The organism is Lentzea aerocolonigenes (assembly GCF_000955955.1).
In the GTDB taxonomy this organism is placed as follows: Bacteria; Actinomycetota; Actinomycetes; order Mycobacteriales; family Pseudonocardiaceae; genus Lentzea; species Lentzea aerocolonigenes_A.
Window position 1 is genome coordinate 61,798 of sequence record NZ_JYJG01000042.1, and the last position, 21,960, is coordinate 83,757.

The 21,960-nt window shown below is 68.6% G+C and carries 17 protein-coding genes and 1 tRNA gene; 12 read left to right on the forward strand and 6 right to left on the reverse strand.

The features are described 5' to 3' along the window. The first annotated feature begins 74 nt into the window (after positions 1–74). Positions 75–1,586, forward strand: a complete 1,512-nt coding sequence (locus tag UK23_RS08055) for a M28 family metallopeptidase (RefSeq protein ID WP_045310757.1) — start codon at positions 75–77, stop codon at positions 1,584–1,586. A gap of 134 nt (positions 1,587–1,720) precedes the next feature. On the opposite strand, the gene UK23_RS08060 is transcribed toward UK23_RS08055, so the two are convergent. Together UK23_RS08060 and UK23_RS08065 are read right to left on the reverse strand one after the other, a co-directional pair. Further along, positions 1,721–1,805: transfer RNA gene (locus tag UK23_RS08060), tRNA-Ser, on the reverse strand. A 28-nt stretch (positions 1,806–1,833) separates the two neighbouring features. Continuing rightward, positions 1,834–2,265, reverse strand: a complete 432-nt coding sequence (locus UK23_RS08065; protein WP_045310758.1) for a MarR family winged helix-turn-helix transcriptional regulator — start codon at positions 2,263–2,265, stop codon at positions 1,834–1,836. 168 nt (positions 2,266–2,433) lie between these two features. Here UK23_RS08065 and UK23_RS08070 point away from each other — a divergent pair, with 168 nt between their 5' ends. The 4 genes from UK23_RS08070 to UK23_RS08085 all read left to right on the forward strand — a co-directional run bounded on the left by UK23_RS08070 (position 2,434) and on the right by UK23_RS08085 (position 7,143). Next, positions 2,434–4,149 (forward strand): bifunctional metallophosphatase/5'-nucleotidase, encoded by a 1,716-nt coding sequence (locus UK23_RS08070; protein WP_045310759.1) that lies wholly within the window; start codon positions 2,434–2,436, stop codon positions 4,147–4,149. Between the two features lie 97 nt (positions 4,150–4,246). Then, positions 4,247–4,813: a hypothetical protein gene (locus UK23_RS08075; RefSeq protein ID WP_045310760.1), complete on the forward strand. Its 567-nt coding sequence runs from the start codon at positions 4,247–4,249 to the stop codon at positions 4,811–4,813. A 58-nt stretch (positions 4,814–4,871) separates the two neighbouring features. Continuing rightward, positions 4,872–5,645 carry a hypothetical protein gene (locus UK23_RS08080; protein WP_045310761.1) on the forward strand — a complete coding sequence of 258 codons (774 nt, stop codon included), beginning with the start codon at positions 4,872–4,874 and terminating at the stop codon, positions 5,643–5,645. Positions 5,646–6,240: 595 nt separating this feature from the next. Next, positions 6,241–7,143 (forward strand): neutral zinc metallopeptidase, encoded by a 903-nt coding sequence (locus UK23_RS08085; RefSeq protein WP_045310762.1) that lies wholly within the window; start codon positions 6,241–6,243, stop codon positions 7,141–7,143. 59 nt (positions 7,144–7,202) lie between these two features. Here UK23_RS08085 and UK23_RS08090 read toward each other — a convergent pair whose 3' ends face one another. The 3 genes from UK23_RS08090 to UK23_RS08100 form a co-directional block, all read right to left on the reverse strand. Next, positions 7,203–7,910 carry a class I SAM-dependent methyltransferase gene (locus tag UK23_RS08090; RefSeq protein ID WP_045310763.1) on the reverse strand — a complete coding sequence of 236 codons (708 nt, stop codon included), beginning with the start codon at positions 7,908–7,910 and terminating at the stop codon, positions 7,203–7,205. A gap of 157 nt (positions 7,911–8,067) precedes the next feature. Next, positions 8,068–8,481 (reverse strand): VOC family protein, encoded by a 414-nt coding sequence (locus UK23_RS08095; RefSeq protein ID WP_045310764.1) that lies wholly within the window; start codon positions 8,479–8,481, stop codon positions 8,068–8,070. Between the two features lie 11 nt (positions 8,482–8,492). Beyond that, positions 8,493–8,912 carry a helix-turn-helix transcriptional regulator gene (locus UK23_RS08100; RefSeq protein ID WP_156212937.1) on the reverse strand — a complete coding sequence of 140 codons (420 nt, stop codon included), beginning with the start codon at positions 8,910–8,912 and terminating at the stop codon, positions 8,493–8,495. A 218-nt stretch (positions 8,913–9,130) separates the two neighbouring features. On the opposite strand from UK23_RS08100, the gene UK23_RS48365 reads away from it, so the two are divergent. From UK23_RS48365 to UK23_RS08115, 3 genes are all read left to right on the forward strand, one after another. After that, positions 9,131–11,794 (forward strand): SdrD B-like domain-containing protein, encoded by a 2,664-nt coding sequence (locus tag UK23_RS48365; RefSeq protein WP_052684455.1) that lies wholly within the window; start codon positions 9,131–9,133, stop codon positions 11,792–11,794. A gap of 32 nt (positions 11,795–11,826) precedes the next feature. Further along, positions 11,827–16,647: an SdrD B-like domain-containing protein gene (locus tag UK23_RS08110; RefSeq protein ID WP_045310765.1), complete on the forward strand. Its 4,821-nt coding sequence runs from the start codon at positions 11,827–11,829 to the stop codon at positions 16,645–16,647. A 122-nt stretch (positions 16,648–16,769) separates the two neighbouring features. Continuing rightward, a complete protein-coding gene (locus UK23_RS08115; protein ID WP_045310766.1) occupies positions 16,770–17,519 on the forward strand; it encodes a sulfite exporter TauE/SafE family protein in 750 nt (249 codons plus the stop codon). Here UK23_RS08115 and hisC read toward each other — a convergent pair. After that, the gene (gene hisC / locus UK23_RS08120) at positions 17,509–18,576 is read right to left on the reverse strand and encodes a histidinol-phosphate transaminase (RefSeq protein WP_045310767.1); all 1,068 of its coding nucleotides are present in this window, start codon (positions 18,574–18,576) and stop codon (positions 17,509–17,511) included. The two genes, UK23_RS08115 and hisC, sit on opposite strands and share 11 nt — an antisense overlap. Before the next feature lie 76 nt (positions 18,577–18,652). Here hisC and UK23_RS08125 point away from each other — a divergent pair, with 76 nt between their 5' ends. From UK23_RS08125 to UK23_RS08140, 4 genes are all read left to right on the forward strand, one after another. Then, positions 18,653–19,294, forward strand: a complete 642-nt coding sequence (locus UK23_RS08125; RefSeq protein ID WP_045310768.1) for a dienelactone hydrolase family protein — start codon at positions 18,653–18,655, stop codon at positions 19,292–19,294. Between the two features lie 133 nt (positions 19,295–19,427). Then, on the forward strand, positions 19,428–19,934 hold the full coding sequence (locus tag UK23_RS48370) for a hypothetical protein (protein ID WP_052684456.1): 507 nt from the start codon (positions 19,428–19,430) through the stop codon (positions 19,932–19,934). Continuing rightward, positions 19,931–21,211, forward strand: a complete 1,281-nt coding sequence (locus tag UK23_RS48375; protein ID WP_156212938.1) for a PPE domain-containing protein — start codon at positions 19,931–19,933, stop codon at positions 21,209–21,211. Before UK23_RS48370 ends, UK23_RS48375 begins: the two co-directional genes overlap by 4 nt. After that, positions 21,208–21,960, forward strand: coding sequence for an ESX secretion-associated protein EspG (locus UK23_RS08140; RefSeq protein WP_045310769.1), 753 nt, complete (start codon positions 21,208–21,210; stop codon positions 21,958–21,960). The genes UK23_RS48375 and UK23_RS08140 overlap by 4 nt, the downstream gene beginning before the upstream one ends.

Below are 21,960 nucleotides of genomic sequence, written 5' to 3' on the forward strand. Positions count from 1 at the left end.
CGACGTCCGACGGATTGTGGTGCAAGTCTCCCCTTTGTGAGGGTTCAGCGAGTCTCGAACGAAGGGGAACGTTCATGTCTGGCAGAACCAAGCTGGCGACTGTGCTTGCCATCTCGGCACTTGTCGCCGCCCCTACCGCCACCGCGTCCGCCGCGGCTGAACCAGCAGGCCCCGCACTCGCCAAGAAACTCGCCAAGAAGGTGACCGTCGAGGGCGTCAACCGGCACCTGATCGCGTTGCAGCGCATCGGCGACCGCAACGGCGGCACCCGAGCCGCGCTGACGCCGGGCTACGACGCGAGCGTGGACTACGTCGCGGGCAAGCTCCGCGACGAGGGCTTCATCGTCACCACGCCGACGTTCAGCTTCGAGATCCCGGTCACCGACGCCGAACTCGCCCGCGTCGACGGCGCGAACTACCAGGCGCTGATCATGACCGCCTCACCGCAGACCCCGGCGGGCGGCATCACCGGCCCGCTGCGCGTCGTCCCGGAGGACGCCACCACGGGCTGCGAGGCCACCGACTTCGACGGCCAGGACTTCACCGGCTCCGTCGCCCTGATCCGGCGCGGCGGCTGCACGTTCGAGCAGAAGCACCTCAACGCGTTCGCCAGGGGCGCCATCGCCGTGCTGGTCTCGAACAACGTCGACGGCCCGCTGTCGAACGTGACGCTGACCAACCCCGGCAAGATCCCGGTCGGCGGCATCTCCAAGGCCGACGGCACCACCCTGATCGGCAAGGCCGGCGCCGCGGTGACCGTGGACATGCGCTTCCACAACGAAACCCGCACCCAGCGCAACGTCGTCGCCCAGACCCGCACGGGCCGCACCAACAACGTCGTGATGGCCGGCTCGCACCTCGACAGCGTCGAAGTCGGCCCCGGCATCAACGACAACGGCTCGGGTTCGGCAGGTCTGCTGGAGACCGCCCTGCAACTGGGCTCCCGTCCGAAGGTGGACAACGCGATCCGCTTCGCCTGGTGGGGAGCCGAGGAGCGCGGCCTGATCGGCTCGACCCAGTACGTCCGCTCGCTGACGTTCGACCAGCAGCTGGACATCGCCCTGTACCTGAACTTCGACATGATCGCCTCGCCGAACGCCGCCTACTTCATCTACGACGGCGACAACTCGGACGCCGTAGGCTCCCCGGCCGGCCCGTACGGCTCGGCGCAGATCGAGAAGGCCTTCGCCGACTACTTCGTGGCCAAGGGCGTCCCCACCGAGGGCACCGACTTCTCGGGCCGCTCCGACTACGGCGAGTTCATCGCCCAGGGCATCCCGGCCGGCGGCCTGTTCACCGGCGCCGAGGGCGTGAAGACCGCAGCCCAGGCAGCCAAGTGGGGCGGCACCGCAGGCACCGCCTACGACCCCTGCTACCACTCGAAGTGCGACAACCTGGGCAACATCGACCGAGTCGCCCTGGGCCGCAACGCAGGCGCCATGGCCTTCGTGACCGCCGCTTACGGTGTGTCCACTGAGGACGTGAACGGCGTGCCCCCGCGCGCCAAGCGTGCCGACGCCCGCAAGTCCGCCTCGCTGATGAAGGCAGCACTGGCCGACGACCACTCGCACGCGGCCGTCGCCTAGCCGCTCACCGAATGACAAAGGGGGTGTGAGAGTCCTGACTGGGCTCTCACACCCCCTTGATGCGGGGCTCCAGCCCCAAAGACACCTGGAGCGAGAACGGTCGACGCTTTCCGTCGACACACCTCGCTCACGAGCGGAAGCGGAGGGATTTGAACCCCCGGATGGTTTCCCATCTCCCGCTTTCAAGGCGGGTGCATTCGGCCGCTCTGCCACGCTTCCCAGACGCCACCGGCGTCAGCCGAGAAGCCTAGCCGTTCGACTCCCGCAGGTGTGTCATGACCCGGTCGAACACCTTCGCCAGCACCTCACCCTCCTCGGGCGTGAGCAGATCCACGATGTGCGCACGAACCCCGGCGAGGTGCGTAGGAGCGGCCTCCACCAGCTGCGCCATGCCCTTCTGCGTCAGCTCGGCCAGCACCCCGCGCCCGTCCTCCGTGCACTCGCGGCGCAGCACGAGCCCGGCCTTCTCCATGCGCGCGACCTGGTGCGAGACGCGCGACTTCGAGGAGGCGACGTCCTCGGCCAGTTGCGTCATGCGCATGCGCTGGTTGGGCTGCTCGGACAGGCGGACCAGGATCTCGTAGTCCGCCAGTGACACTCCGTGGGTGTCCTGCAGCTCTCGGTGCAGCCGGTCCATGAGCATGGAGGAACCGTTCACGTAGGTGCGCCACGCACGCATCTCGCCCTCATCGAGCCAACGCGGCTCCTGCTCACTAGACGTCACGGGAACAAGGCTAAACCTGCGCGTGTCGATAAGGTCATTCCTCTGGTAAACGCCGCCTTCGCGAGGCAGACTCCTCCGCCGTACACGCGCGTTAACCACGCCTTGTCGGAGAGGCTCTTACCCATGAGTTCGTTCAGACGGCTTTCCGTTCTGGCGATCACCGCCGCCGCGGCCACTGTCATCAGCGCTACCGGACCTGCCCAGGCCGATGTCCAGTCACTGCGCGGTCGGGGCACGGTTGACGTGCGCCTGATCGGCATCAACGACCTGCACGGCAACCTCGAGCCGCCGACCGGGTCGTCCGGACGCGTGATCCAGCCCGACGGCACGACCGTCGACGCCGGTGGTGCCGCCTTCAACGCGACGCACATCAAGAACCTCCAGAAGGAGGTCAAGAACTCGGTGCTCGTCGGGCAGGGCGACCTGATCGGCGCGTCGCCGCTCGTGTCGGCGTTGTTCCACGACGAGCCGACGATCGAGGTGCTGAACAAGGTCGGGCTGCAGGCGACCGCGGCGGGCAACCACGAGTTCGACGAGGGTTACAAGGAGCTCCTGCGCATCCAGCGCGGCGGATGCCACCCGACGGACGGCTGCCAGTTCCGCGACACGTACCCCGGCGCGCACTTCCCGATCCTCGGCGCGAACGTCACCAGTGCCAAGACCGGGCTGCCCGCGCTGCCGCCGTTCTGGGTGGAGATCCGCGACGGGATGCCGATCGGTTTCATCGGCATGCCGCTCAAGGACGTGCCTGTGCTGGTCAACCCGACCGGGATCAAGGAGATCCAGTTCGGTGACGAGGTCAAGGCTGCCAACAAGTACGCCAACTTCCTCGACGCGATCGGCGTGAAGTCGATCGTGCTGCTCGTGCACCAGGGCGACCAGGTCACCTCGACGGGTGGCGGGCCCAACGCGTGCAACGTGGCCACGCAGAACCCCGGCAGCTACATCGCCGCCAACGTCAGCCCGAAGATCGACGCGGTCTTCTCCGGCCACAGCCACCAGCACTACAACTGCGTGGTCAAGGACCCGGCCGGCAACCCGCGGCCGTTCATCGAGGGCCTGGCGTTCGGGCGTGAGCTGAGCGTCGTCGACCTCAAGATCGACCGCCGGACGCGCGACGTCATCCGCGGCGAGACCAAGGCCGAGAACAAGATCGTCACCCGCACGGTCACGCCGGATCCCGATGTCCAGGCGATCATCGACCTGGCCAAGCAGAAGGTCGCTCCGATCGCGGGCAGGCAGCTCGGCACGATCTCCGAGGACATCGTGAAGCTCCAGAACGCGGCTGGTGAGTCGCCGCTGGGCGACCTCATCGCCGACTCGCAGCTCGCGGCCACCCAGACCACCGGCAACGCGGTGATCGCACTGATGAACCCCGGTGGCGTGCGCAAGGACCTCGTCTACAAGAGCAACAAGGGCGAGGGCGACGGTGTGGTCACTTACGAGGAAGCCGCGGACGTGCAGCCGTTCGGCAACATCCTGCAGACGATCACGCTGACCGGCGCGCAGCTCAAGAACGTCCTGGAACAGCAGTTCACCGCCAAGAGGACGTTCGTGCTGCAGCCCTCGACGGGCTTCACGTACAGCTGGTCGGCCTCCGCGGCGTTCGGCTCGAAGATCTCCGACATCAAGCTGAACGGTGTCGCGATCGACCCGAACGCGAGCTACCGCGTCACGGCCAACAACTTCCTGGTCGGTGGTGGCGACGACTTCAGCGAGTTCACCAAGGGCACGGCGCTCGCCGGTGGTCCGATCGACCTGGACGGGTTCGCTGCGTACCTCGGGACGCACCCGAACCAGAGCGCGCCGAAGCTCGACCGCATCACGCTGCTGCCGTAACCGCAGAACGCAGCTGAAGGCCATCTCGGCGACGAAAGTCGCCGAGATGGCCTTTTTCCTGTGCCCGGTTGCTCCATTTGATCTAAGGTGAGGGTCGATGTCCTGGTTGCGTCGGCTCCTGCTGCTCGCCGGTCTGGTGACCGGCGCCTGGTTGCTGGGCAGCTCAGGTCAGGCGAACGCCGACGTCAAGGTCGAGATCGACCAGCTTCAGGTCGAGGTGAAACTCCCCGTCGTCGACATCGGCCTGAAGGTCGAGACCGGTCTCGTGCCGCAGCAGCCGGAAGCGCCCGTCCCGCCGAAGCCGGACCCGCGCACCGAGCCGCCCGCGCCGGATCCCGTGGCGCCGCAGCCGAAACCGGTCGAGGTGCCGATCGTCCACGCCGAGGCACCTCAGCAGCAACACCAGGTGACGCCGCCGCCGTTGTCGACGCGTCCCACCGACCCGGCTCCCGTCCCGCAGCCGCAACGTCCGCAGGTGGAGCAGCCGATCGCCGGCACCCTCCCGCAGAGCGGCGCGGGGACGAGCACGAGCAGCCAGTTCCCGGCGGGCATGCTCACGTACGCGATGCGCCCGCCCACCACCACGACGTCATTCGTCAGCACAGAGCAGCAAGACGTGCCGCACACCGTGCGCGCGGAGGAACCGACGTTCTCCCCGGACTGATCGCGCGGCGACTCAGCCACGCACAGGGATTCGTCATTCCACTCCAGGGAGAACAGTCATGCGCAAGAACCTCAACAGGACCATGTCCGCGGCGCTCCTGGCCGGCGGCATCATGGTCGGGACGGCCGGGTTCGCCCAGGCCGTGCCGGTGCCCCTCAACGTCGACGACGAGATCCGCGTCGGCAACCTGGTGAGCGTCCCGGTCAAGGTCTGCGGCAACGCGATCAACGTGCTGGGCAACAGCGACGCCACGTGCGAGGAGAAGCCCGCCGCGCGCGTCCAGGCCGACAAGGCGCTCGTCTCCGCGCCGGTCACGGTGTGCGGCAACTCGGTCGGCGTCGCGGGCGGCGGCTCCGGCAGCTGCGGCGAGACCAAGCCCGAGGAGCCCAACGGCACCATCGAGGCCCCGGTGACGGTCTGCGGCACCAGCGCGGCCGTGCTCGGCACCGCGAGCGGCGACTGCGGCAAGACCGAGCAGCCCCCCGGTGAGGAGCCTCCGGGTGAGCAGCCCCCCGGCGAGCAGCCTCCCGGCCAGACGCCGCCCGGACAGACCCCGCCTGGACAGACCCCTCCCGGCCAGACGCCGCCCGACAACGGCGGCAACCCCGGCGGCGGCAACAACGGCGACAACAACTCTGGCGGCGGCAACACCGGCAACGGCGACTCCGGCTCCGGCAACCCGACCGGCAACGCGACGTCGCAGCAGGCGACCCCGATTCCGAACCTGTCCAGGACCGGTGCGGATCCGCTGGAGTTCCTGCTGGTCGGCCTGGGCCTGATGACCGCGGGCGCGATGGCCCGTCGCGGCGCGCGCCGCACGACCAAGGCCTGATCCATCACGACCTGATCATTTCCAGGTCGTTTTCTGACGAATTCTCACAATCGCCCGGCGAGCCTGTTCTCGCCGGGCGATTGCTGTCTGCACAGTCGATCTCCGCTGGTCACCCGTCCGACTTCACCAATTCAGGTTTCGTGTGAGGTGTTGAGAAATGTGGTGATCAAGCGCATGCTCGATAACGAGCTGGCAACCGGTAGGTGAATGAACTAGACCACCCGGAGGCCACGCCCAGAAGGGGTAGGTGGTGCTGTGCAGGTATCTCCTCGCTGTGGCGAAACGCGGTCTGTTGCATCCCCGCGGGTGGATCGGACGTGAACGGTCCGGTCGCGACTGTGTAGCAACGGACACGAGGTTTCGGGTGCCCAGGCGCCATCGGCGTCGCTCGGTGCACTTCGACGCTGTTGAGCTCGGCTTCGCTGACGTCTCATGGCGTCACCGGCTGAGCGCCACGCCAACCTTCGTGGGCCGTAGTCGTCACTACCAAATGGGAAAGCCTTGGTGCGGTGCCCCGACGTCGGGCTCCGCACCAAGGCATGTTTCGTGCTTTATCGTTTGCGGCACCCATGGGGTCCTTGGCAGGAGGATTGCGGTGCAGTTCAACGAAGGTGCGGAACTCGATCTCTCTCAGGTCTCGGACCAGCGCGGCGTGGGCGGCCGAGTCGCCGGCGTCGGCGGTGGCCTCGGCGTGGTCGGCCTCATCGTCTACTTCCTGATCCAGCAGTTCACCGGCATCCAGCTGCCGGCCGGCGGGCTGGAAAGCGGTGGCCTGAGTCCGAACTCGCAGGTCGAGTCGGGTCAGCTGGCCGAGAAGTGCAAGACCGGCGCCGACGCCAACAAGGACAGCGACTGCCGGGTCGTCGCCATCATCAACTCGATCCAGGGCTTCTGGACCGACCAGTTCTCGCGCTCCGGCAAGAGCTACCAGGTCACCAGGACCAACTTCTTCCGCAACAGCGTGAACACCCGCTGCGGCAACGCCACCTCCGCGGTCGGCCCGTTCTACTGCCCTGCCGACTCCCAGGTGTACATCGACCTGGACTTCTTCAACGAGCTGCGCACCAAGTTCGGCGCGCAGGGCGGCCCGTTCGTCGAGGCCTACGTGCTGGCCCACGAGTACGGCCACCACATCCAGAACCAGCTGGGCACCTCCGACCGCGTCAGCTCGCGCACCGGCCCGACTTCGGACTCGGTGCGGCTCGAGCTGCAGGCCGACTGCTACGCGGGTGCGTGGGGCAACCACGCGACGACGGTCCCGTCGTCAAACGGTCAACCCCTCATCTCGAACATCACCCAGGAGGATGTCAACGCCGCCCTGGACGCCGCGTCGCGCATCGGTGACGACTTCATCCAGCGCGAGCTCGGCGGTGGGCGGGTCGACACGACCAAGTTCAGCCACGGCAGCTCGGCGCAGCGCCAGAAGTGGTTCACGACGGGGCTGCAGACCGGCGATCCGGCGCGCTGCAACACGTTCGACACGAACAACCTTGGCTGAGGCCTGCTGAGACGACAGGGGCGGCGCACCGATCCGGTGCGCCGCCCCTTGGCGTTTGATCAGCGGCGCGCCACCGCCAGCAACCGGTGGCTGCCGACCTCGAACGCACCACCGTCGGTATCGCCGTACAGCTCGACGGACGAGAACCCGGCGGCCTGAAGCATCCGGGTCAGCTCACCGGCGGTGTAGACGTGCTGCACGCAGGCCGACCGCTGGGTTCGCTCACCGTCGGTGAAGGTGAAGTCGATCAGCAGCCGTCCCGACGGCACGTCGTAGGTGTTGCGGGCGACCATGTCGACGCCACCCGCGGACATCTCGATCGAGCCCGGCAGCGACGGCAGCAGTGACTCCGCCGCGCAGCCGTAGTCGATCACGAGGACCGGTGCGGCCGCGGCGAAGTCGGCCAGCAGCCGGACCGAACCGGCGTGGTCGAGGTAGCCGAAGCTGTTTCCCAGGCACAGCGCCAGATCGGCGGAGATGCCCTGGGACGCCAGCGAGGAGAGGTCTCCCAGCCGCCAGTCCAGCGACGGTTCCGCGGCACGGGCGAAGGCGATGGCCTCCTCCGAGATGTCGACCCCCACGACCGAGTAGCCGCGGCGGGCCAGTTCGATGCTGTGCCTGCCACTGCCGCACGGTGCGTCGAGGACACGCGGACCGGCGCCCAGGCCGGCCACGAAGTCGATCTCGGCGGTGGTCTGCGCGGGCTGAACGGCACCGCGCCAGAAGGAGTTCGCGAGATCGGTGAAGAACGAGGTGTACCAAGTCAAGGTAGGAACTTCCTGGTGAGACGCGAAAAAGGGCGCGTGTCACCGGGCACTGCGGAGGCGCCCGGTGTGTCCGGGGCTGCCCATGGCATCTACCTTGTCTCAAGAGTCGTTCGGAGAAACCCAGTCAAGCACGCGAACGGCGAGACCGGAACTGGTTTCACCGCTGAGCGGACCGCGGCGACGAGAAGCGGATCATGTTGCCCGACGGGTCGCGGAACGCGCAGTCGCGGACGCCGTAGAACTGGTCGATCGGCTCCTGCATCACCTCGGCACCGGCCGCGCGGACCTGCTCGAACTTCGCGTCCACGTCGTCGATCTCGAAGATGATCCCCTGCAGGGATCCCTTGGCCAGCAACGCGTGCAGCGTCTCGTAGTCGGTCGGCGGCACGGGCGGGCCGATGGCGGACAGGCCGATCTCGACGTCCGGCTGCTCGGCCGGACCCACGGTGAGCCAGCGGTAGTCACCCTCGATGGTCTCGTCGGTGCGGACTTCGAGGCCGACTACGTCGCGGTAGAACTTCATGGCCGCGTCCTGGTCGTGGACGAAGAGGAAAGTGTGCGAGAGCTTCATGCCACGAGACCCTAGGGACGGCGTGAGCGCGACGCTTCTCGAAACCTGCTCGGTCGCGTCAGGCCCTTGAGATGACATCCCGGCACGGCGGCCAGCTCGTCGTGCGAACGCGCCCGGTACGCGGAAGGCGTCTCGCCGACCAGTTCGGTGAAGCGGGCGGAGAACGAGCCGAGCGACGTGCAGCCGACCTCCACGCAGACCTCGGTGACCGACATGGTCCCGAGCCGCAGCAACGCCTTCGCCCGCTCGATCCGCCGGGTCATCAGGTAGCCGTACGGGGTCTCGCCATAGGCCGCGCGGAACTGGCGGGCGAAGTGCGAGGGCGACATCAGGGCGGCACGGGCCATCGCGGGCACGTCGAGCGGCGCGGCGTACTCGCGGTCCATCAGGTCGCGTGCCCGGCGCAGGTGCGCGAGGTCCTCCGGTGTCACGCCCTCAGCATGCCCGAGGCACAGCTGTCCGCGCTGTGCTAACGCTTGTCGAAGCCCTTCAGTTGCCCTGGCCGCCAAAAAATCTTGAACGCATTTTCGTGACCTCTTGACGCTTCCGCGAGCACTGTGCGTGCGGTACTTTTCGGGCGTCTTGCGGATGCGTGTGGGGGCTCTGACGTCGGCAGACAGCATTTGTCACGGGGGCATTGGGGGATCCGTTGTCCGAGGGGTCGATCGGCCGCGCGCTGCTCAAGTTCGGCGCTTTCACCACCGCGATGGCGCTGACATTCGGCTCAGCGTCCGTTGCCGCGTTCGCACAGGACGACCCGACGAGCGCACCGGTCACACCGACCGAGACGTCGGCACCACCCACGTCGAGCGCTGAAACGCCGCCGCCTCCTCCAGCTCCGGAGCCGCCGGCGAGCACCGGACAGGTGCAGGCCGTGCCGCAGACCGGCGTGAGCGGGGTCGTGTACGCCGACAAGAACCGCAACGGCTCGCAGGACCCTGGTGAGGCGTTCCCGGACCAGAGGATCATGCTCGCCGGTTCGGTGGACAACTCCTGGCACGAGACGACCAGCGACGCGGACGGGAACTTCGCCTTCACCGGTCTCACCCCCGGCGTCTACCGCCTGAGGTTCTACGAGAAGAACTCCCTGGACGACGGCTGGGTCGTGCACTTCGCCAAGCCCACCGACGCCGACCTCACCGTCAAGGCGAACGAGATGACCAAGGCGGTGGTGCGCGCCGAACGGGCCTACTCCGAGCAGATCACGGCGACCGCGACCCTCGACCGCGACAGCTACCGGCTGCCGGCCGCCGCGAAGATCACGCTCAAGCTCGTCAACAACACGGACCGCAGGATCAACAACATCAAGGCGCTCTGCAACGAGAACCTCGCTCCGCACGCGCTCGGCCAGGGCAGCGGCTGGGACGCGCTGGTGGCGAACGGTGTCTCGCTCGACGCCGGCAAGCAGATCAGGATCTCGATCGACGAGGAGATCCCGGAGGCCGCCAGCAAGAACGGCCTGGTGACGCTCGACTGCCGGTTCGCGCCGAACGTCGGCTGGACCCTCGACGGCCCGTCCGTGCACGCCGAGGCGAAGGCGTCCGGTGGTGTCGGCGCCTACACGATGCAGCTCGGCGAGGACCGCAACGCCAACTCGCGCATCGACGCCGACGAGGTGGAGAGGGGCGTCAAGGTCCTCCTGCTGAACCCGATCACCGGTGAACAGGTCGCCGAGGTCACCAGTGACGCGGACGGCAAGGTCGAGTTCGGCGGTCAGCAGATCGGCGAGTACCGGGCGGTGGTCCTCGGCTCCTGGATGTTCGCCGATCCCGGTCAGCAGCTGGTGCGCATCACCGGGCAGGGCGGCTCCGGCTACGGGTTCCTGAAGCGTGCGGCTCCCGCGGACCTGCGCGTCACCGTCCAGACGGACAAACCGAGCTACGAGTCGCACGAGACGGTCCGCCTCGACCTGATCGTGACGAACGTCGGTGGTCAGACCGCTGAACGCGTCCGGCTCGACTGGCCGCCGTTGGCGCTGGACGTCCCGATGGAGGCGTGGGGCGACTTCCGGTACTGGGGTCCCGGCGTCCAGATCCCCGCCGGGGAGTCGCGCACGTTCAGCATCTCCGGCCCGATCAAGGATGCCCGCAACGGCAGGCTGGACGTCCACGGACGCGTCGAGTACCTCGGCAGGCCGGATGAGCACCAGCCGAGCTACTTCCACGGCAGCGCGGACGTCGTCGTGACCACCGGCGACGTCACCGGTTTCGTCTACACCGACAAGAACAGCAACGGCCTGCCGGATCCCGGTGAGGCCGCAGAAGGCGTCGAGGTGAAGGTCAACGGCTGGGCCATGGAGGGCACCCTGAAGGCCTCGACGGACGCCAGCGGCGGCTTCACGTTCAAGGACCTCCCGTCCGGCGGGTACTGGGTCGAGTACGCCCTGAACGACGGCTGGATGGTGCACCTCGAGGGTGGTGAAGAGCCCTACTTCCGGGTGCGGCCGGGGCCTCCCGTCCAGCTCACCGGACGCGCGGACCGCCCGTACCGCGAACTGCTCAAGGCGTCGATGGCGCTCGACAAGCCCGTCTACATGGTCGGCGAGGACGTCAAGCTCACGGTGACGCTGACGAACACGAGCGACCGCAGGATCGTCGGCATCCAGGCCGGCTGCAACAGGGTCGGCGACTCGCACCACCTCGGCGGCGGCATGGACGCTCCCATGCCGGAGAGCTGGGGCGACCTGCGCTACAGCCGCCCCGGTGTCACGCTCGCGGCCGGCGAGACCAGGACGATCGTCGTGACGGAGAAGGTTCCCGTCGGCGCGCGCTCGCGTCAGCAGGTGGTCGCGGCGTGCGACTTCGAGCCCAACCCCGGCTACAACGTCGACGGGCCGTTCGTCATCACCTCGGCCGGCGTTCCCGGCGGGTTCGGCGCGCTCACCGGTCCGCTCGCCCACGACCGCAACGGCAACCACGCCGTCGACCCCGGCGAAGCCATCCCCAACGCCCGGATCCTGTTGCTCCTCGACCGCGACAGCGACCTCCAAGTCGCCGACACGGTGTCCGACGCACAGGGCAACGTGCGCTTCGGCCAACTCCCGCCCGGCGAGTTCTGGGCTCAGGTCGACGGACCGTGGAAGTTCGAGGGCGACAACCCCGGCAGGGTCGAGGTCCGGGTCGACACCTCGACGAGCACCCAGTTCTTCGTGGTGCCCGCACTCACGCCGTCCGGCGACGACCAGCCCGGCGGTGGTGTCCGGGGTGCGCTCGCCAAGACGGGAGCCAGCGTGCTCGGGCTCGCCGCGATCGCCGCGCTGCTGGTCGCGTTCGGCATCGGTGCCCGCGTCGCCGGTCGCCGCAAGACCTCCTGATTTTTCATCCGCTCTACCACTGGGGAAACCAGATGTCCGAGAGACCTGCCAGAAGAGGGCTGCTCAGATGCACGGCCCTCGTCACCGCCGCCGTGCTGGCGTTCGGTGGCACGTCGACCGCACTCGCGCAGGAAGACCCGACGAGCACCTCGCCGACGCCGACCCCGACGGAAACGGTGACGCCACCGCCGACGGAAACGGTCACGCCGCCGTCGAGCGAGCAGCCGACGCCACCGTCGCCGTCCGACCCCGCCACGCCTGCCGAGCCGACGCACGAGAACCCGCCGCAGTCGCCGGACCCGTCCACCCCGGTCCCGCCCGTCGCCCCACCTGCCACGACGGTCGAGCCCCCGAAGCCGGAAGAGCAGAAGCCAGAGGCCAAGCAGGAGAAGCAGGCCGAGCAGGCCGCTCCCGACCTCAAGCTCTCGCTGGCGTTCGACAAGCCGGAGTTCGCGATGGGCGAGGCGATCAGCCTCACCGTGAAGATCACCAACGCTGGTGACGCGCCCGCGAACCAGATCCGGTTCGCCGCCGAGCCCGGCGGCATGTACCTGACCACCGGTGTCGACGAGCTGATCTCCCGTCCCACCTTGGCTCCCGGCGAGTCGAGGACGTTCAAGGTCGGCGCCACCGCGGAGTCGCAGTCCGGCGATCGGCTCGCGCTCAGCCTGCGCGCCTACGTCGAGGGCGCGACCGACAAAGCGCCCAACGACAACGCTGCACAGGCCGAGGCGAAGCTCACGCAGAACAGCGGCCGGCTGTCCGGCGTGGTCTACGAGGACAAGAACGGCAACGGCGTCGCGGACCCCGGTGAGAACCTTCCCGGCTACCAGCAGCTGAAGCTGACCGGCGGGTCCGACTTCCCCGGCTCGACGCTCCAGCTCAGCAACGGACAGTTCTCGACCTGGGCGATCCCCGCCGGCAAGTACCAGGCACGCCTCAGCGGCGGGTACTTCCCCGATGGGCAGCGCGCGATCAAGCCGGGCCAGTTCTTCGTCGTGAACAAGGGCGAGAGCACCGAGGTGGCGCTGCAGGCGGTGCCCGCGCTCTACCGCTCGCTGGAGAAGGTCGGGGCCTCGTTCGACAAGCCGAAGTACGCCAAGGGCGACCCGATCTCGGTGAGCTTCACGCTGAAGAACTCCGGCACGGCACCGATCACCGGCCTGGTGACGGTGTGCGACCCGGAGAACGACCCGGCCACCCTCGACGGCACCGGTGAGGGCTGGGGCGAGCTGCGCCCGTCCCGCGGTGGCGTCACGATCGGCGCGGGTGAGACGAAGACCTTCACCGTCACCGACACCGTGCCCGACGTCGACTACCCGACCGGCAAGGTCTACTTCGCCTGCGTGTTCAGCGTCGACGGCCGCAACGTCGACGGCCGGATCGGCAACCCCAACTCCTACGACCCCGGCCTGACCATCGGCGCCGACGTCGCCCGCACGATCGGCCAGGTGTCCGGCCGCGTGCTGCGCGACGGCCAGCCGGTCACCGAGCCGGTCAAGGTCGTCGCGTACAACGCGTCGAACAACCGGATCGTGGGCGACGACGACTCCAACGACTGGAACGGCGAGTGGTCGATCCCGAACGTGGCGCAGGGCAAGATCGCGCTGAAGGTCGTCGGGCGGTGGAAGTTCGCCGACGGCAGCACCACGCGGCTCGTGGACGTCGTCGGGGACCAGGACGCCAAGGTCGACCTGGAAGTCGTGCCCGGTGACGAGGTGAAGGACCCGACGGTCTACTCGCCTGACCTCAAGGTTTCGGTCACCTTCGACAAGCAGGCCTACGACATCTCCGACCCGGTGCTGATGACGCTCAAGGTCGAGAACATCGGCACGGGCAAGAGCCCGGCGCGTGGTAGCTGGCTCAGCACGTACACCGAGGACCAGCCGTACTTCGACTCGTTGCAGCTGAACAAGTTCACCCAGTCCGGGATCGAGCTGTGGCCGGGCGAGAGCAAGCAGATCACGTTGGTCGGCAAGGCGCGGGACGGCGGCTCGGACCCGGAGAAACTGCGCAAGATGCGCTACGTCACCGAGGTCGGCGGGCCGTTCGAAGACCCGGACAAGACCAACAACAAGGCCGAGGCGCGGGCCGACGTCGTCTGGAGTGCCGGCAACTTCACGGCCGTCGTGTACGGCGACGGCAACCTGAACGGGAAGATGGACGCCGGCGAGGCACTCGGCGGCCTCACCGTGCAGGTCGGCGGCGGCAAGCCGTGGGTCAACATGAACGCGAAGTCGGACGGGGGTGGCCGGGTCCGGTTCACCGGCGTGCCGGCAGGTGGCTACCGCGCCTGGGTCAACTGGGACCGCGAGGGTGGCTGGGTCGCCGGGGGCAGCAACACCGACGGCCCGCAGACCGGTGTTGTCAACCCCGGTGACGAGGGCTCCGCTCTCGTTCGGATGGTCCGTCCGCTGTCGGACAAGCTGAAGACCTCGCTCAAGTACGACCAGCCGTCCTACCCGGCGGGTGCGAAGGTCGGCCTGACCGCGTCGATCACGAACGAGACCGGCAGCCCGATCCAGGTCAAGGCCGACTGCGGCACCAGCAGCGGCTTCGGTCCCTACCTCGGCAACGAAGGAGCCGGATGGGGCCCGCTGGCGCGAGACGCGGCCGGTGTGGAGATCGCCGCGGGTGCGACGTTCACCCAGCACGTCGTCGACGCCACCATGCCCGAGCAGTCGCCGAGCTTCGGCTACGTCGAGACCTACTGCACGTTCGGGCCGGAGAACGGCGCGGGCAACCCGTTCGTCTCGGCCAGGACCAAGGTGCCGGGCGCGACGGAGACGTTCAAGGGCGCCGTCGTCAAGGACTTCATGAACCCGACGAAGGTCCCGAACGTCAAGCTCGTGCTGCTCGACCCGGAGACCGGCCGGACCGTCGCGAGCACCACCACCGACGCCGAGGGCAAGTGGGTCTTCCCGGATCTGCCGGTCGGTGACTACACGCCGCTCGTGCTCGGTCCGTGGCGCACGATCAACACCTGGGAAGAAGGCCAGCCGTTCGGCAACGTCCGCGGCGCCGACTACGAGTCGTGGATCTTCGTCGAGCCCGGCCCCGACGTTGCCGACCCCGGTTCCACCAGCTACAAGATCACGACCGGCCACGACAAGAACGATGACGGGCGGATCGAGCTGGGCGAGGAGATCAGCGGTCTCAAGATCTCCCTGCGGGACAAGACGACCGGTGGCCTGGTCGCCGAGCGCACGACCGGTGCGGACGGCAAGGTCGAGTTCGTCGGCGTGCCGGCGGGCAGGTACTGGGCCAGGGTCGACGGTTCCTGGATGTTCAAGGGCGGCTTCGGCGCGTGGGACGTGATCATCGGTGGACCGGGCAGGGAGTCCACGTTCTACCTCGTGCCGGGTGTGGCGGCCGCCGAGATGCGTGGCCTGATCCGGTTCGAGAAGGCGAGCTACGAGTCGCACGAGAAGGTGCGTTTCTGGCTGACCGTCACGAACATCGGTGGCAAGCCCGCCGAGAAGGTGCGGCTCGACTGGGGGATCCACGCGGTCGACCTGCCGCAGGACGTGTGGGGCGACTTCTCCTACGGCGGTGCGGGCATCCAGCTCGCGCCGGGCGAGTCCCGCACGTTCGAGGGCTTCGGCAACATCCGCGACATCCACGACGGGAAGTTGTCGATCCACAGCGGCATCGAGTACCAGGGCCGGCCGAACCCGCACCAGAGCGGGATCTCCGGTGAGGTGCCGGTCGTGCAGACCAAGGGCGACCTCTCCGGCGTCGTCTACACCGACAAGAACCGCAACGGGCAGCAGGACTCGGGCGAAGCCGCCGCGGGTGCTCTGGTCGAGATCTACGGTGGTGTGCCGTCCAACGGCTACAAGGCCACGACGGATGCGGAAGGCCGCTACTCGTTCAAGGGCACCCCGTCCGGCGACTACTGGGTCAACTACACGCTCGCCGACGGCTGGATCGTTCACAACGAGAACGGTGCCGGCGACGAGGTTCGTGTACAGCCGGGCGCGCCCGTCCAGTTGACCGCACGTGCGGAGCGTCCGTTCAGCGAGTCGCTCAGCGCGACGCTGACGCTGGACAAGGACACCTACCAGGTCGGCGAGGTCGCCACGGTCACGATCACGCTGAAGAACTCGAGTGATCGGGCCATCAGCGGCATCCAGGCCGGCTGCAACCGGATCGGTGACGAGGACCAACTGGGAGGCACGCCGCGCAACGGTGTTCCCGAGGGCTGGGGCGACCTGTTCGGCAAGGGCGTGACCGTCGGCGCCGGCGAGACGAAGACCATCATCGTCACGGAGAAGGTGCCGCAGGCCTCGTACACAACCGGCACGGTCACCGCGGCGTGCGACTTCGAGCCGCAGGCCGGTTACAACACCGACGGACCGTTCGCGCAGGACGTCGCGCGCGTTCCAGGCGGGTTCGGTTCGCTGGAGGGCGAGCTGTACCACGACCGCAACGGCAACGGGACGCCCGACGCCGGTGAGACCATCGGCAACACCCGGATCGTGCTCCACGACCGCGTGCTGGGTGCCGACGCCGCCGAGACGGTCTCGGACGCGCAGGGGCACGTGCGTTTCGACCGCCTTCCCGCCGGTGAGTACATGGCGCGGGTCGACGGGCCCTGGAAGTTCGAGGGCGAGTACGGCGGCTACGCCCAGGTCGCCGCGGATCGCCAGAACCGGAACGACTTCGTCGTCGTGCCTGCCGACCAGCCTCAACCCCCGGCAGGTGGTGGCGGCAGCACGCCGCCCGCGTCGGCTGGTGGTGACGCGCTCGCCAAGACGGGTGCCAGCGTGCTGGGTCTCGGCCTGGTCGGCGCGCTGCTGGTGGCCTTCGGGTTCGGTGCCGCCGCTGTCGGGCGTCGCCGCGTCGCATAACTGAATTTCCACCTACAGGGCCCGCACTCATCCTGAGTGCGGGCCCTGTTGTCATCAGCGCCACACTTCTTCGTCCGGAATGGAGTGTTAGCGTCGCTGACCATTGGGTATCTGGGGGTGACATGACGGTCTGGGAAGCAATCGCGGTGGTCATCGCGGGTGTGTTCGCAGGCGGCATCAACACCGTCGTCGGCAGCGGCACGCTCGTGACGTTCCCCGTGTTGCTCGCCGTCGGTTATCCGCCCGTGGTCGCGAACGTCTCCAACAGCCTGGGCCTCGTGCCTGGCTCGTTGTCCGGCGCGTGGGGTTACCGCGAGGAGCTCAAAGGGCAGAAGTCGCGCATCGCGAGGCTGCTGCCCGCCTCGGTCCTCGGCGGTGTCGTCGGCGCGATCCTGCTGGTGACGTTGCCGGACAAGGCGTTCAAGGCGATCGTGCCGGTGCTGATCGTGATCGCGCTGGTCCTCGTGGTGATCCAGCCGTGGCTCAACCGGCGGCTCGCTCATCGGCGGTCGAACAACGACGGTGGCGTGCTGCTGTGGATCGGGGTGTTCCTCGCCGGCATCTACGGCGGCTACTTCGGGGCCGCGCAGGGCGTGCTGGTGATGGGGATCATGGGGGTGCTCGTGAATGAGCACCTGCAGCGGATGAACGCGCTGAAGAACCTGCTGACCGCGTTCGTGAACCTGGTCGCCGGGGTCATGTTCATCTTCATCGCCGACGTGGCGTGGCAGGCCGTGGTGCTGCTGGCCGTCGGGTCCGTGGTCGGCGGTCAGATCGGGGCGAAGATCGGCCGCAAACTCCCACCCGCCGTGCTGCGCGGCGTCATCGTGGTGGTGGGAGTCGCGGCGATCGTTCAGCTGCTCACGAAGTGAACGCGCGGGCGGCGGCCAGGAAGGCGTCGTTCTCCTCCGGCTCACCGATCGTCACGCGGGTGCCCTCGCCCATGAACGCGCGCACCACGACCTTGTGCGCCAGGCAGTGCTCGTTGAACGCGGCGGTGCGCTCGCCCAGCGGCAGCCACACGAAGTTCGCCTGGGTCTCCGGCACCTCGTAGCCCATCGCCAGCAGTTCGCCGCGGACGCGGATGCGTTCGGCGACGATCGCGCGGCAGCGGACCATCAGCTCGTCCTCGGCGTCCAGCGAGGCCATGGCGGCGACCTGGGCCAGGGCGTTCACCGAGAACGGGACGTAGACCTTCCGCAGCGCCTCGGCGACCGCGGGGGGTGCGACGGCGTAGCCGATGCGCAGGCCCGCGAGGCCGTACGCCTTGGAGAACGTGCGCAGCACGGCCACGTTGTCGCGACCGGCGGCCCACTGCTGCTTGGCGAGCTCGACGCCGTCCGGGATGTGCGCGTCGTCGACGAACTCCTTGTAGGCCTCGTCGATCACCACGAGCACGTCCGACGGCACGCGGTCGATGAACGCCTCGATCTCCTCGGTGCGCAGCGCGGTGCCGGTCGGGTTGTTCGGGTTGCAGACGAACACCATGCGCGTGGCGGGCGTGATCGCGGCGGCCATCGCGTCGAGGTCGTGCACGTGCTCGGCACTCAGCGGAACGCGGACCTGCCGGGCGCCCGCCACGTGGACGACGATCGGGTAGGCCTCGAACGACCTCCACGCGAACAGCACCTCGTCGTTCTCGGTGCAGGTCGCCTGGACGAGCTGCTGGCACAGCGTCACGGAGCCGCAGCCGAGTGCCAGGTGGTCGGCGGGCACCCCGAGTTTGTCGCCGAGGCGGGCGGTGAGTTCAGTGCAGCCCGAATCGGGGTACCTGTTGATGCTGGTGGCCGCCTCGGCGATCGCTTTGACGACGCTCGGGAGCGGTCCGGCGGACACCTCGTTGCTCGCGAGCTTGATGGCGCCGGGGATGGTCCGTCCGGGCACGTAGGACGGCAGGGACGCCAGGTCAGCACGGGTTCGCACGGTCATACCGCCGATCCTCGCATTGCTCCGTCCGATTGGACACGTTGACTGGTGTTCACCCCTACGTGGAAGGGTGGGAAACATGACCTCAACCCGCATCGAGACGCTTTCCCTCACCGACGGCCGTGAGCTGCGGGTGACGATCGCCGAACCCGACTCCGCCGTGCGAGGAGGGCTCGTGGTGCTGCACGAGGCCCGCGGCATCACCGCCGGGGTCCGTTCGCTCGTCAGCAGCCTGGCCGCGGAGGGCTGGCTCGCCATCGCGCCGCACCTCTACGACGCGGACCGCGTGCACGGCGACGACATCAGGGACCAGGTCAGCAAGCTGTCCGGGGACCGCCTGCTGGAGGACACCGACGTCGCGTTCGTCTGGCTCGGGCAGCAGGGCGTCGGTGCGGACCGGATGGGCGTCGTCGGGTTCGACATCGGTGGCACGGTCGCGATGGTGGTCGCCGCCAGTCGCACGATCGGGGCAGCGGTCACGGTGGCGGGGCCCGGGATTCTCGAACCGCTGTCGGACGGGCTGCCAGCGCTGGTGGACGTCGCGGGCGACCTCACGTGCCCCTGGCTGGGCATCTACCCCGACGGCGACTCGGAAGAAGTGAGCAAGCTCCGGGATGCGGTGATCAGCTCGGAAACCGCGTCGGATGTGGTCCGTTTCGACGTTTCGAGTGACGAAGCGTGGACTCGTGCGTTGAACTGGTTCGACGCGCACATGAGGTAAGGGTCTTTACGGCGGATTGGAACCGAACCGTACTCCAGGTACATCTAAGGGATGCTTCGGACGGCTGACTGGGTGTAGCTGTGAGTAACACTCAGTGCTGCGGTGACGAGTAAGGCAGTGCAGGGGGTTGAGGATGGCTGAAGGCACTGGGACAGGTACTGGAACCGAGACGCCCGCGGTCTCGACGGCGACCACGACGCCGATCACCGCGGAGCAGCTGGCGGCGGTGAAACCTGTTCTCCAGCAACAGATGCTGGTGGACAAGGCGGAAGCGAGCCACGCCGCGGCCAAGCTCGACCAGGCGGCGGACAGCGGCAAGCTGACGCTCGACGTCGACGCGGCCGACGCGTTGATCAAGGCGGTCGACACCGCGCGTGACCAGGTCATGGACCTGTGGAAGCGCACGAGCGACCAGCTGGCCACGCCGTTGCAGCTAGGCGAGAACCCGGTCGCCAAGGCGATCAGCGCGAGGTTCTCCGAGCTCGCCGTCGGTGAGGACCGCGGCGCCGCGAAGGCGTTGCTGGACCTCTTCAAGGTCCTCGACGACATCAGCAACGCGCTCAGCAAGAACCGCGACACCATCCGCGGGGCTGAGGACGAGGCCGAGCAGGGCTTCAAGAAGAGCGGGGGGTCGTGGTGAGCCAGGGGTCGCACGACAACAAGGGCAACGGTGGCAAGGACGCCGACAAGTCCTCGAACCAGTACCACGACGACGACAAGTACGACCGCAACGACCTGCACGAGCCGGTCGACTGGATGGTCTACACGCACGAGCAGCTCTACGACATGGTGACCAAGGGCGTGAACCTCGCCGGTGCGCAGGCCGCCGCGACGAACTGGCAGAAGATCGGCGAGGACATCGCGACCGTCCGGGCGAGCCTGCTCAAGGCCGTCGAGGACTCGTCGGTCGGCTGGAACAGCGACTCGGCGCGGCTGGCCCGCGACGGTCTGACCGAGGTCACCAACTGGGTCGACGACACGTCGAGCTACGCGCACAAGGTGTCCGCGGCGATCACGACCGAGACCAACAACGTCGAGGCCGCCCGTACCGCGATGCCGCCGCCTCCTGCCAAGCCCGAGTCGCCCGCGGCGGAGCCCGTGGTCGTTCCTCCGCGTCCCGCACTCATGCGGGACCGGCTGACGATGATGGACTCGGCCGCGAGCTTCGTGGGCATCGAGACCGACCACGCCGCCGCGCTGCGCCAGCCCGTCACCGGCTTCCACGGCTTCGAGGCCGTCGGCACCAGCCCGGTCGAGACCCTCGCTGCCAACGACGCCTCGCACCGCCGCGCCGCGGACGTGATGGCGGCGTTCCAGCGCAACTCGGCGGCGGTCGACCAGACCGTGCCGCAGCAGTTCACGCCTCCGGTGAACCCGGTCAACCCGAACACCCCGACGCTCGGCGGCGGTGGCGACCTGAGCGGCCGCACCCCGACGCCGGACGGTACCGGCGTCGGGGGCCAGGTGACCGCGGCAGGCGTCGCCGGCAACCGGGGCACCACCAACACGTCCAACTCGCGTGCTTACGGCGGTGGTGCCGGCGTTCGCAGTGGTGGCGGCGGCACCGGCGGTGGGTTCACGGGCGGCATGATGCCCGGCCGGTTCGGCCAGAACTCCGGCAACCAGGCAGGTGGCGGCGGCGGTGCCGGCGGTCCTGCGGGCGCCGGTGGCGCGGCGGGTGTGGCCGAGCGCGGTGTGGCAGGTGCTGCCTCGGCGGCCGCGTCGTCCGCGACCGGTGGCCAGACCAAGGCGTTCCAGAACCCGCTCGCGATGGGCGGCGCGCCGATGGGCGGTGCCCCCGCGGCGGGCCAGGGCCGTGACGACGAGCGCGAGCACAAGAGCGCGAGCTACCTGGAAGAGGACGACAACGTCTTCGGCTTGGACCGCAAGGCGGCCCCGCCGGTGATCGGTCAGTGAGCGAACGCCAGTTCACGGTGAGCTCGCAGGAGTTCTTCCTGCTCTGGCAAGCCGTGCACGGCGAGGACCGCGTCGTGCCGCTCGGGACGCCCCACGTGGGCGCCACCCGAGCGGCGCGGCAGCGTCTCGCCGAGGAGAGCTCGCAGTCGCTCTACGCCCGCGGCCTCGGCACCGTGCAGCGTCCGGATCCGGACCTGCGTGCGCTGGTGGCCGGTCTCGGCGAGTTCGACCGAGCTCTGGAGATCGCGTACTTCAAGGGAACCGAACTGGCTCGCGGCATCGCCTGCGCGGGTTGGAGCGGTGCGTTCGCCGCGCGCGTGAACAACGACGTGCACCTGTACCCGTTCCGCCCCAACGCGCTGGCTTCGGCCACGGTGTCATCGTTGCCAGGCCTCGCACCCGGCACCGGCCGTTCGGTGAACGTGCGCTGGGACGACTACGTGCGCGCGGGCAAGGCGGGGGAGCAGGACGGCAAGCAGGCGTTCCTGGACGTGCTGCGCGACGCGGGCATCCGCGAGCCGGAAGCCCACACGCTGATGCGCATCGTGACGACCCGCATCGGGGGCGGCGAGCTGGGCCTCACCGCCCGCAACCGCGACGGTGTACCGCGCCCGACCGGTCGCTCGGTGTCCTGGCTGGACACCCGCGAGGGCCGCTACCTGCTCCGCAAGCAGGACGGCTGGCTGGTGCTGGCCCCCGCCGACGCGTCGGGGTTGACCAGGGCGGTCGACGAGCTGCTGGCGGGGTAG